The 12,105-nt window shown below is 37.6% G+C and carries 12 protein-coding genes; 10 read left to right on the plus strand and 2 right to left on the minus strand.

All coding sequences use genetic code 11. The features are described 5' to 3' along the window. Window positions 1–11: 11 nt before the first annotated feature. The 5 genes from prmA (at window position 12) to purD (ending at window position 5,565) form a co-directional block, all read left to right on the plus strand. The gene (prmA, locus tag LXF01_RS09775) at window positions 12–914 is read left to right on the plus strand and encodes a 50S ribosomal protein L11 methyltransferase (RefSeq protein WP_233944233.1); all 903 of its coding nucleotides are present in this window, start codon (window positions 12–14) and stop codon (window positions 912–914) included. A gap of 18 nt (window positions 915–932) precedes the next feature. Further along, window positions 933–1,817 (plus strand): DUF3426 domain-containing protein, encoded by an 885-nt coding sequence (locus LXF01_RS09780; protein ID WP_180048907.1) that lies wholly within the window; start codon window positions 933–935, stop codon window positions 1,815–1,817. A 392-nt stretch (window positions 1,818–2,209) separates the two neighbouring features. Continuing rightward, entirely contained in the window at window positions 2,210–2,479 is a 270-nt protein-coding gene (gene fis, locus LXF01_RS09785; protein ID WP_001086304.1) for a DNA-binding transcriptional regulator Fis, read from the plus strand. 95 nt (window positions 2,480–2,574) lie between these two features. Next, window positions 2,575–4,149, plus strand: coding sequence for a bifunctional phosphoribosylaminoimidazolecarboxamide formyltransferase/IMP cyclohydrolase (purH, locus tag LXF01_RS09790; protein WP_233944234.1), 1,575 nt, complete (start codon window positions 2,575–2,577; stop codon window positions 4,147–4,149). Window positions 4,150–4,281: 132 nt separating this feature from the next. After that, entirely contained in the window at window positions 4,282–5,565 is a 1,284-nt protein-coding gene (gene purD, locus LXF01_RS09795) for a phosphoribosylamine--glycine ligase (protein WP_233944235.1), read from the plus strand. A 232-nt stretch (window positions 5,566–5,797) separates the two neighbouring features. Here the strand turns inward: purD and LXF01_RS09800 are convergent, their stop codons facing one another. Continuing rightward, window positions 5,798–6,685, minus strand: a complete 888-nt coding sequence (locus tag LXF01_RS09800) for a hypothetical protein (RefSeq protein ID WP_233944236.1) — start codon at window positions 6,683–6,685, stop codon at window positions 5,798–5,800. 89 nt (window positions 6,686–6,774) lie between these two features. Here LXF01_RS09800 and LXF01_RS09805 point away from each other — a divergent pair, with 89 nt between their 5' ends. Next, entirely contained in the window at window positions 6,775–7,329 is a 555-nt protein-coding gene (locus LXF01_RS09805; protein ID WP_233945455.1) for a GNAT family N-acetyltransferase, read from the plus strand. A 375-nt stretch (window positions 7,330–7,704) separates the two neighbouring features. On the opposite strand, the gene LXF01_RS17595 is transcribed toward LXF01_RS09805, so the two are convergent. After that, entirely contained in the window at window positions 7,705–7,893 is a 189-nt protein-coding gene (locus LXF01_RS17595; protein WP_442781336.1) for a hypothetical protein, read from the minus strand. 656 nt (window positions 7,894–8,549) lie between these two features. Between LXF01_RS17595 and LXF01_RS09815 the strand changes: the two genes are divergently transcribed. The 4 genes from LXF01_RS09815 (at window position 8,550) to LXF01_RS09830 (ending at window position 12,094) form a co-directional block, all read left to right on the plus strand. Further along, on the plus strand, window positions 8,550–9,422 hold the full coding sequence (locus LXF01_RS09815; protein WP_180007758.1) for a MetQ/NlpA family ABC transporter substrate-binding protein: 873 nt from the start codon (window positions 8,550–8,552) through the stop codon (window positions 9,420–9,422). Between the two features lie 75 nt (window positions 9,423–9,497). Next, complete coding sequence (locus LXF01_RS09820) at window positions 9,498–10,523, plus strand: methionine ABC transporter ATP-binding protein (protein ID WP_233944237.1); 1,026 nt, start codon at window positions 9,498–9,500, stop codon at window positions 10,521–10,523. Then, entirely contained in the window at window positions 10,520–11,215 is a 696-nt protein-coding gene (locus LXF01_RS09825; protein ID WP_078188742.1) for a methionine ABC transporter permease, read from the plus strand. The genes LXF01_RS09820 and LXF01_RS09825 overlap by 4 nt, the downstream gene beginning before the upstream one ends. A gap of 594 nt (window positions 11,216–11,809) precedes the next feature. Beyond that, entirely contained in the window at window positions 11,810–12,094 is a 285-nt protein-coding gene (locus LXF01_RS09830; protein ID WP_233944238.1) for a hypothetical protein, read from the plus strand. The last annotated feature ends 11 nt before the right edge of the window (window positions 12,095–12,105 follow it).

Here is a 12,105-nt window from a genome sequence, read left to right on the forward strand (position 1 = left end):
AGGTTATGTCCGTGAAGTGGTTACAAATTCATATTACTGTTGAAAAAGCTCAAGTTGATTACACTGAAACACTGCTCAGCTCTTTAGGTGCAGTCAGTGTCACGCTAGATGATGCAGAAAATCAGGATTTACTTGAACCACTTCCAGGTGAAACACCTCTTTGGAATAAAGTGATCGTTACTGGTATCTATGCACAAGAAGATGATGAAGAAATTGATGTTGCTGCATTAGAAACATTTATTAAAGCTCAACTTACTGATGCGCCAATGCGTAGCGAATTCATTGAAGACCAAGAATGGGAACGCACATGGATGGATGCCTATGAGCCTATTCAAATTGGTGAGAAATATTGGATCGTCCCAGAATGGATGGAAGCGCCAGAAGCAGACGCCGTAAACATCAAACTAGACCCAGGTCTGGCATTTGGTACTGGCAACCATGCATCAACATTCTTATGCCTACAATGGTTAGGTAAAGTTGATCTTAAGGATAAAATCGTAATCGACTACGGTTGTGGTTCTGGTATTTTAGGTGTTGCCGCTTTACTTTTGGGTGCAAAAAAAGTTTATGCCACTGATATTGACCCACAAGCGGTTTTAGCAACACAACAAAATGCCGAATTAAATGGTGTACTGGAAAATCTGTATGTAGGCCTACCTGAAGAGTTCAACCAAGAGCTTGCTGGACAAAAAGCCGATGTGTTTGTTGCCAATATTCTTGCAGGCCCTCTAATGGCCTTGGCTGCAGAATTCTCAACTTTAATTAAATCTGAGGGAGAGTTCGCACTTGCAGGTGTAATTGAAGAGCAAGTTTCTGATGTTTCTAGTGTTTATTCTGAATTTTTTGATATATTAGACGTAGAAAAACGTGACGAAACATGGTGCCGAATTTCGGGTAAACGCCAACAGTATTAAAATTTAAAATGTGTACTTATGAGCGACAAATTAACTAACTGCCCTACTTGTTTTACAACATATAAAGTAACTGTTCCGCAGCTTACTGTCGCTCAGGGCATGGTTTGTTGCCCAAAGTGCTCTACATCTTTTAATGCACTGTCTCATTTGGTGGTAGATAAAGCGTTGTCTTTTTCTACCCCTGAGCCAGAAAATGCACCGCAAAAAAATACCAATACTATTATTAATGTCAGCGAATTTAATAATACGCTTACGCCAGTGACTGTTGAAGAAACACCAACCCACCATTTATTAAAACTATTTGATCAAAAAGTCGAAAACTCTAATATCGATCTAAAAACTTATTTAAATAACTTAAATTATTTCAGCACCGAACCAATCGGCAACCTGCCTGCTGTAAATTGGGCAGAACAGGCTGAAAAAGATAAAAAACGTACCCCACTGAACTATTTTATGTGGTTCTGTATTAATGCTTTCTTATTTGGTGCACTTATATTCCAGTTTTTCTGGTTCAATCCTCAATATTTAAAAAATAGTCCAGTGATGGGTGCTGCATTTACTGCGGTCTGTGATGTATTCAATTGTTCACGTCTAGAGGAACATTACAGTTTAATTAGTACCAAAAAAGTCAAAATTCGTAGCATTGGAAATAATGAAACACGTTTTACAGGTGAAATGATCAATTTTCATGACCGTAGCCTTGCCTTACCCAATATGAAAATTTCACTAAAAGAAAATGGTACTGAAATAGCAAACTATACGCTTTTACCTGAAGAGTATTTGGACAAAAGTCTGCATGGCATCCAACGGATCCCAAAAAGTAGTCCTTTTAAATTCCAATTTAGTCTACCAATTGCACGCAAAAGCTTCGATAATTATTCAATTGAGTTGATTCGCCCCTAATATTGGAAAAAACTATTAAAAAAGTAAAAAAAACATAAAAAAAATGCAGTTTTCTTGCTCACTTTTTCCTAGACAATGGTATGATACGCGCCACGAAAGCTTTGTGCTGCAAACTCCTCGCTAATTTTTCACAACAAATACAATCCCAACCGTGCGCTTTATTACTTATTGCGTATTGAGTAGATTTTTTGTTTGTTTTTTAGGCTGTAACAATTATTAATCTATTGTTACGCTTATTTTTCGAACAATTTTGCGAGTTGTGTCAAGCTACAAGTAATGTACAAGTTTTAGAACTCCGCATTAGGAACTAAAACGGAGTTCATTCAAGTTTATAGACCACTTTTAACAAATCACTTTACCCAAGTGATATTTGATTTTTCGGATTAATTCGCATGAATAGCAAATCTCCTATTTTTACTGCACAATCTGATGTCGCTCTTCGTATTCACGTAGATCGCGCAGTTCGCCATTACTTTGCACAATTGCAAGGCGAGCAACCATCTCAGGTATACGATATGGTGCTGGCGGAAATGGAGAAGCCTCTTCTATCTGTAGTTCTTGAATATACGCGTGGTAATCAAACCCGCGCTGCTGAGATTCTCGGCTTAAACCGTGGTACTTTACGTAAAAAGTTGAAAGCTCACGGTTTAATGAGTGAATAAATGATAAAATGCTTGCGGCTTCCGCAGGCATTTTTTTTAACCTGTATTTTGCTAATTTTGTTTTAATCTGTTCCTTGAAAACTGTGACGAAGATCATGACTATTAAACGCGCTTTAATCTCTGTGTCTGACAAGACTGGAATTGTTGAATTTGCACAAGAACTTGCTGCTCTAGGGGTAGAAATTTTATCTACTGGCGGAACATACAAATTGTTGAAAGACAATAATGTTGCCGTAGTTGAAGTTTCAGAGCACACAGGTTTCCCAGAGATGATGGACGGCCGTGTAAAAACGCTACATCCGAAAATTCATGGTGGTATCTTAGCTCGTCGCGGTCTAGACGAAGCTGTGATGGCTGAACACAACATCGATGCAATCGATCTTGTAGTTGTTAACCTTTATCCGTTTGCTGCAACTGTTGCAAAACCAAACTGTTCACTTGCTGATGCGATTGAAAACATCGACATCGGTGGTCCGACTATGGTTCGTGCTGCTGCGAAAAACCATGCATCTGTTGGTATCGTGGTAAATGCTGCTGACTATGCAACTGTCGTTGCTGAGCTTAAAGCTGAAGGTTCACTTTCACATGCAACTCGTTTTGACCTTGCGGTTAAAGCATTTGAACATACTGCTCAATACGACGGTATGATCGCTTCTTACTTAGGCGCTCGCGTAGGTAAAGATGAAGGTCAAGCTGACAAATTTGCACGTACATTCAACACGCAATTAAATAAAGTCCAAGATCTTCGTTACGGTGAAAACCCGCATCAATCTGCTGCATTCTATGTAGAAGACACAGCAACTGAAGCATCTGTTTCTACTGCGAAACAGCTTCAAGGTAAAGAACTCTCTTATAACAACATTGCAGACACTGACGCAGCACTTGAATGTGTTAAATCATTCGCTAAACCTGCATGTGTCATCGTAAAACACGCAAACCCATGTGGCGTTGCAGTATCTTTAGACGGCATCCAAGCCGCTTATGACCTTGCATATGCAACTGACCCTGAATCTGCATTCGGTGGCATCATTGCATTCAACCGTGAATTAGACGTTGCAACTGCGCAAGCTATTGTTGACCGTCAATTCGTTGAAGTGATCATTGCTCCGAGCGTTGCTGAAGGCGTGCTTGAAGTGACTGGTGCGAAGAAAAACGTACGTGTACTTGTATGTGGCGAACTTCCGAACATCGACGAACGTCAAGCTCAGTTGGATTACAAACGTGTAAATGGCGGTCTATTGGTTCAAGACCAAGACTTAGGCATGATCACGAAAGATGATCTTAAAGTTGTGACTAAACGTGCACCAACTGAAGCAGAAATTGATGATTTAATCTTCGCTTGGAAAGTTGCGAAATACGTTAAATCTAACGCGATTGTTTATGCGAAAGGCCGTCAAACGATTGGTGTTGGCGCAGGTCAAATGAGCCGCGTTAACTCTGCTCGTATTGCTGCGATCAAAGCTGAACATGCTGGTTTAGTAGTTGAAGGCGCTGTAATGGCATCTGATGCATTCTTCCCATTCCGTGATGGTATTGATAACGCTGCCAAAGCGGGTATCAAATGCATTATCCAACCGGGTGGTTCTATGCGTGATGAAGAAACAATTGCTGCTGCTGATGAAGCTGGTATTGCAATGGTCTTCACTGGCATGCGTCACTTCCGTCACTAATTTGGCGACTTGATCATGACAATTAAGCACAGTCTTTTGCTTAATACATTAGATTTCTAATCTTGCATAAAGTCCTCTCCTGCTTTCAGGTTGAGGACTTTATGTCATTTTCGATTCATGGAGTATGAACCGATGAATATTTTAGTTTTGGGTAATGGCGGTCGTGAACATGCGCTTGCATGGAAAATCGCACAAGATGATAAAGTCGCAAAAGTATTTGTAGCACCGGGTAATGCAGGTTCTGCAACTGAAAATAAATGCGAAAATGTTGCGCTTAACATTTTGGACAATGCAGCGATTATCGACTTTGCAAAAAACAATGCAGTTGATTTAATAGTGGTTGGCCCTGAAGCACCGCTTGTAAATGGTGTGGTGGATGCTTGCCGTGAAGCAGGTGTAAAAATTTGGGGTCCTACTCAATTTGCAGCGCAGCTTGAAGGCTCTAAAGCATTTGCGAAGCACTTCTTAAAACGCCACAACATTCCAACTGCTTTCTATGACGTGTTCACAGAAGTAGATGCAGCGAAAGCATTTGTTGAAAAAAATGGCGCGCCAATCGTGATCAAGGCTGACGGTCTTGCAGCAGGTAAAGGCGTAATCGTTGCCATGACCAATCAAGAAGCATTTGATGCGATTGATGATATGCTTGCAGGCAACAAATTTGGTGATGCGGGTTCTCGTGTTGTGATTGAAGAATTCCTTGCGGGTGAAGAAGCGTCTTTCATTTGTATGATTGATGGCGACAACATCTTGCCGATGGCGACTTCACAAGATCACAAACGTATCTTTGAAGGTGACCAAGGTCCGAACACTGGCGGAATGGGTGCTTACTCTCCTGCGCCTGTAGTGACTGCTGACGTGTTTGAAAAAACCATGAATGAAGTGATGCGTCCTACCGTTGAAGGTATGAAAAAAGACGGTCATGTTTATACAGGTTTCTTATACGCAGGCTTAATGATTGATGAACAAGGTCAACCAAAAGTGATCGAGTTCAACTGTCGTTTTGGCGACCCTGAAACTCAACCAATTATGATGCGTTTAAAATCATCTTTAGTTGATTTGGTTGAAGCTGGTATCGCTGGTAACTTACCTGCGGAAGCTGAATGGGATGAGCGTAAGACTGTAGGTATCGTACTTGCATCTAAAGGCTACCCAGAAACTTCTAGCAATGGTGATGTGATTTCTGGTTTAGACACAGAAATGGCTGATGCAAAAGTATTCCATGCAGGTACAAAAGCGCTTGAGAATGGTGATATTGTGACTGCTGGTGGTCGTGTACTTTGTGTGACTGCGCTAGGCAACACCATTGGCGAAGCGCAAGCGAAAGCATTAGAGCTGTGCCAAAAAGTAACGTTTGACGGCATTCAATACCGTAAAGATATTGGTTACCGTGCGATTGCGCGTGAAAATGCTTAATCATTCATCGGATTAAATAAAAACCCTGATTCGTTCGGGGTTTTTTTAGAACTATATGTATTTGGTAATCCTAAATAAAAAAATTAAATATTATAAACTACTTTATTCGTTACTTATCTAACACTAAGTATTGCTTATACTTTTTTGAGATAAACATAAATATTTATTCAAAAATATCTGCCTTACTTAATCAATAGAACTATTTCTACATATGGTTTTAAAGGTCTCTCCATTATTTTTGGCATATTTTTTCCTTATATACAAAACTATCGGTATCTATAAGCTGCCAGTCATCAATCTCACTTAAATCCTTAAAGTAATTATATTTTTCCAGCACTATTGGATTAGGGTTAGGTTTATATTCAAAATCATTCATATTAAGCGTTTTATACCAAATAGCCATGCGATGATTCTTACAATCAAATATCACACTATAAGTCGTTGATGTAGATGTTTTGTCTAAGTATTCTTCTACTTTATAAACCTTTACCTCCAATCTAAAAGGCACAAAATTAGAAATCTTATCTAAATCATTAATATTTAAGTAATGATATCTTGGTGAGTTTTCAATTCGTATAGGTATCCAACCCAATTTTTCTTGAGTTTTATTTACAAAGTCATCGAGTTTTTTAGTTTTTTTTAATTTAGAGCAATAAGTTGATATGGAGGTATCTTTTGGAATTTGCTGCCAAATTTCATCAGATAGATCAAAACTATAGTCAGGTATCAAATAACGATTCGAATGAATAATTGGCTCCGAATTAGGAATCATTAGTACATCCTCATAACTTACAGTTGCCGAACGAGAATTAAAACATTCAACTAACGAATAGATTATTTCATCCCTATCCTCAGTACTTATTCCTCCTATCGTTCTATAGGATGTTTTTGTTCTAATAATTAATGGTTCTTTATAGGTCCATCTACTTATAGTACTGATATCCATATATTCTGTGATCATTAGATCGGAATAGGCTGACTCGTTTTTTACTTCAACCCAGTTAGGCTCATTAGCCAATAAAAATTGAAAATCTGGTTCGAGATTTTCTGTATTTGAGCAAGAAATCAAACCTATAGAAATTAAAACTATAAACATTTTAAAAAGGTTAAATGAGCTCATTTTTGATTATTTTTTAAATAAAATTTATTTTTCTCTTTATATACTATAAAGTCAAGGACTTAAGCTTATTAATGATAATTCAGTTGCTGATGATTCCTATCCAAACCCCTCGCCTCATTCTCCGTCAATGGCAAGACTCCGACACCGCCCCATTTATTCAAATGTGTGCAGATGACGAAGTCATGCGCTATTTCCCTAAAAAACTCGATGCTTCTGAAGCTACTGCCTTTATACAACGCATACGTGATGCAATCGAAACACGCGGCTGGGGCTTATATGCTGTCGAGCTTAAAGCTACAGGAGAATTTATTGGCTTTATTGGTTTACATATCCATCCACCTGAGCTTGAAATAGCCGATGCACCAGAAATTGGTTGGCGCTTACTGCCACAATATTGGCATCAAGGCTATGCCACCGAAGGAGCAAAAGCTGTACTTAAACATGCTTTTCGAAACTTAAGATTAGATAAAGTCATTTCATTTACAGCGATTTTAAACACGCCTTCGGAACGTGTGATGCAGCGCATTGGTATGCAAAAAGTCCGCGAGTTCAATCATCCGCTTGTACCAGCTGAACACCCACTAAACCGTCACGTACTTTATGAAATACAGCGTAGTGATTACTTGCACATTCCATTTTGCTAATTCAATAATTATTCACGGCAAAACTAAAGTACATTAACTCTGCCAAACAGTGACTATAGGTGATGTTAAATTCTTTAATTTTAGTAACTACAGGATTTCGCATAAGAAAGCTAAATCATTCATTAAATCATATAAAAAACCCTGCTAAATGCAGGGTTAAGAAAAAATATCAAATTCGATCACTAGCGATTAAAACATCTTGAGGTGTAAGCTGAAGCAACTGCAAACTTGTCTAAGCATGCTTAATCAAAATGGAATACATAGTCGACAACATCAGTATATTGCACTTTAAAAAATTGAATCTTGAGGAACAATAAACCTTTCGCCAGAAGTATATTGAACAAACTCGACCTGCTCCCCAATTTGCACAACACACTATCTTGATGTGAATTCAACACGTTCTTTCACATGCACCTCAAACGTCATAGGTTGTTCTGATATCAAAAATACACCAATGGTTTTTTGGCTACCATCTTCAATTTTTAAAACATGGCTCACCCATCTACCGCCATAATGTACCGTAGGCTTTTTTACAATTGAGACGAAATCAAACTGATTTAACATAGCGTGCCGCACATAGCAATTTATTATGATCAATTATTAAGCAGTTTATATTAAACAATATAGTGGATTCAATCTTCATCAGATTTAGATCTAAAATTTTGAAAAACCATGAATCAAAGTTGAACTTCAAATATATCAATAAAGATTTCAACTCAGCTTAGATTGAAGCACTTCGTTATTTTCACATATGAATGTTACAAATTTTGTGTATGACAGGACTTATTTCATTTTTATCATTTTTTCAGCAATACTTTTTAAAATTTGTTATATAGACCTAAACTTATACAAATGACGTACTTAAATAGTTTAATTATAAATAATATATTGTTTTTACTTATTAAATTATTTAATTAAACATATTCCATATACATTTTTGGTGCTAAGCATAACTTTTTAAATCACTATATTGAATAATAAAAAATTGATATGATGCCTAGCGAAATATAGAGATTTGCTTTATTAAATCTTTTGTTTACAGCAGCTTGCAATGGCTATCTTTTCCCATTTGGAAATAGACTCAGATCTAATTGTATAAGTCTGTGTAGCATTTTAAATTATTAAGCATCTATCAGCCTGTCTGATAAAAGACTTAAGTAAATCTCTCCATAATATGATTTGTGAATTTATTAATTTTATAAATTTACTCGGGTGAATATATGAAAAAGCTCCTAGGATTAGTTCTCGGTTTATCTGTGGGCCTTTCAGGCTGTGGTAAACAAGAAGCTCCTGCAACTGACGCCGCACAACAAAAAGACACTGCAGAAGTGCAAACTGTTACCATGGCTTCGACTGGTTCAGATGCTGATATTTGGCGCTATATTGCTACGCTTCCTGAAACCAAAGAAGCTGGCATTAAACTTGAAGTGAAAAACTTTACTGACTATGTGTCTATGAACACTGCTGTAGCGAACAAAGAAATTGATGTTAATGCATTCCAGTCATATGCCTATATGGTTGCGTTTAATGACAACAATAAAGATAAAATCGCACCGCTTTCGACTACTTATTTAGAGCCAATGGGTATCTATTCAAGCAAAGTCAAAAAACTTGAAGAGTTCAAAACAGGTGCAACAATTGCGATTCCAAATGATGGCGCAAACGAATCACGTGCATTGTTACTACTTCAATCTGCTGGCTTAATCAAACTTAAAGCTGATTTTGACGATGTAAAAGGCACACCTGCTGACGTAACTGAAAATGCGAAAAAAATCGTAATCAAACCAATTCAAATGGCGACTGCGGTTCGTGTTAAAGACGAAGTTGATGCGATTGTTTTGGGTAATACCCTTGCGATGGAAGGTGGTTTAAACGTACTAAAAGATGCGGTTTACTATGAACCAATCGATCAAAGTACAAAAATGAACGTGAACATTCTTGCTGTTGCTGCTGACCGTCAAAATGACCCAGTTCTACAAAAAGTAGGCGCGCTTTATCACACTCCAGCAGTTAAAGCTTACATCGATGAACATTTTGGTGGTACTAAAATTGATGTAAACAAACCAACTAGCTACCTCACTGAAGCAAAATAGTAATATAATTTCTTCAAATAAACAGGCAAAGTTTACTTTGCCTGTTTTTTCATTTTTGAACCCTTTTTTGACGCTATGATCCAATTTAAAAATATCTCCAAGCATTTTGAGCTAAAAGGCCAAACCGTTACAGCACTGGATCAGATTAATCTGGACATTCCAGATGGCTGTATTTTCGGTCTAATTGGCTACAGTGGTGCAGGCAAAAGTACCTTAATCCGTTTAATTAATTTGCTAGAACGTCCTAGTGAAGGGCAAATTATTATTCATGATAAAGACTTTACTGCTTTAAATTCGGCAGAGCTTCGTCAAGAGAGAACCAATATTGGCATGATCTTCCAGCACTTCAATTTACTGCAAACCAAAACTGTTGCAGAAAATATTGAAATGCCGCTTAAACTTTTAGGTGTTTCTAAAGCTGAACGCCAAAAACGTTTAGAAGAGTTGCTCGAATTTATTGACTTAAAACATAAGAAATATGCCTATCCGGATGAGCTCTCTGGTGGTCAAAAACAACGTGTCGGGATTGCCCGTGCGCTTGCCAATCATCCTAAAATTTTACTGTGTGATGAAGCAACATCTGCTCTCGATCCGCAAACCACCAAGTCGGTATTGGCGTTATTAAAGAAAATCAATCAAGAACAAGGCATTACTATTGTGATGGTCACCCATGAAATGGATGTGATTGAATCTGTTTGTGATTATGTTGCGGTGATGGAACAAGGGAAAATCATCGAACACAGCTCAACCTTAGAGATTTTTAGTCAGCCAAAACACAATACAACCAAAAACTTTATTCAAACTGTATTGCAGCAACAGCTTCCTGTTAATATTTTAAATAATCTAGAAAATCAAAACCATAACAGTATTTATTGTTTAAAATTTCTGGGCAGTTCGGCACAGGAAACCGTCATTCAAGCAGTAATTAAACAGTTTGATATTAGCCTGAATATTTTGTTTGCCAATATGACTGAAATTAATGGTGCGGTGATTGGACAAATGTTCGTTCAGCTATTAGGTGATGCAGCATTGATTCAACAAGCGGTGGCGTTCTTAGAACAACATGGCGTTGAAGTCACTCAAGCAGGAGTTCAGCAATGAGAGATTTAATTGTTCAATGGCTGACTCAAATTACAGCACCCTTTTGGAAAAGTTCTTTGTCTATGGATCAGTTCGTTACTGCCCTACAAGAAACTTTTCACATGGTGTTCTTTGCCATGCTCTTCGGCTGTATATGGGGTTTTATCCAGGCCGTGATTTTATATGTCTCACGTCCACAAGGCATTTTGCCTAACCGTGTCATCTACCATGGTTTGAACCCGATTGTGAATGCGCTGCGTTCATTGCCATTTATTATCCTCTTGATTGCGGTCATTCCTTTGACCAAAGTCATTGTAGGGACTTCCATTGGGACTTGGGCTGCAATTGTTCCGCTCACTATCTATGTTGGTCCTTACATTGGTCGTTTGATTGAAACTTCGTTGCTTGAAGTGAATGACGGCATCATTGAGTCTGCTCAAGCGATGGGTGCATCTCCGCTGCAAATCATTACTAAATTTGTCCTACCAGAGTCTCGTAGCTCTTTGATTTTAAACTTAACGACTGCAACCATTAGCTTAATTGGCGCAACAGCCATGGCGGGTGCAGTAGGTGCAGGCGGAATCGGTGACCTTGCTATTTCTTATGGTTATCAACGTTTTGATAGTAGCGTGGTCATCATGACCGTGATTGTCTTATTGATCTTGGTACAAATCGTACAAAGTCTGGGTGACTGGTTATCAAAATTACGCTAGGCCTGCATAATTCATATATTTAAGCTCTCCTCGGAGGGCTTTTTAGTTTCTTAGATTCTAAAATTTAGTTTTTAATGCCGCAATTAAACCAAAATTTTTTTTAGTTTTAAATTATTTTGACGGCAAATTAGCAACACCATAAAATTTAAAATATGACCTTCAATATTACGTTTACAAAAACTTGAATGAGTACAAACTATCAAAAGAATAGAATTTTATATTCTCCATGCAAACAATACTGCTAACACAAATTTTCCGCTTAAATTTTTTTCACAACAGCAATATTGATCACTTCAGCTGCATCTACATCCATTGCTGATTATGACTATGTCACTAGTATTAAGGTAAATGATGTTGACTTAGCCTTACCCTTGCCTGCATCAAAAGCAAATGCATTAATCAGCAAAAATCCAGTAAAGCTTAAAATTTGAATATTCAGAATGTACCGGCAATACTGAATTTCATATCACATCAAAAGGTAAATTTCTAAAATTTGAAATTTATGCTGAGGACAATCCTCAAGTTAAAAATGATTCATTCTATAAAAATAAAAGCAGCTTCGTCCAACTTGGACAGACCAAAGGGGATGTTTGGATGGAATGGGATAAATCCACTCAAATATGCGATAAAATTCAAATTAGACAAAAAATCCTGACAAGCCAATATAACTTTCTACAATTTAAAAAAGACTTTCCCAAAAGTGCAAAATCCGCCAATCCAAATGAAGTGGCTTATGTGATTTTACTCTCACCTACTCATGCCAAATCCGTGCTGAAAGAGCCGCAAAATTATGATTTACTCTATATTGGTAATCTGGCCTTCAACTTTAAAAATGGCAAATTAATAGCTCTTTCAGTTAATCAAGGTATTGCTTGCTAAATCGTGCTTGT

Origin of the sequence: Acinetobacter sp. SH20PTE14 (assembly GCF_021391555.1) — a bacterium.
GTDB lineage: Bacteria > Pseudomonadota > Gammaproteobacteria > Pseudomonadales > Moraxellaceae > Acinetobacter > Acinetobacter amyesii.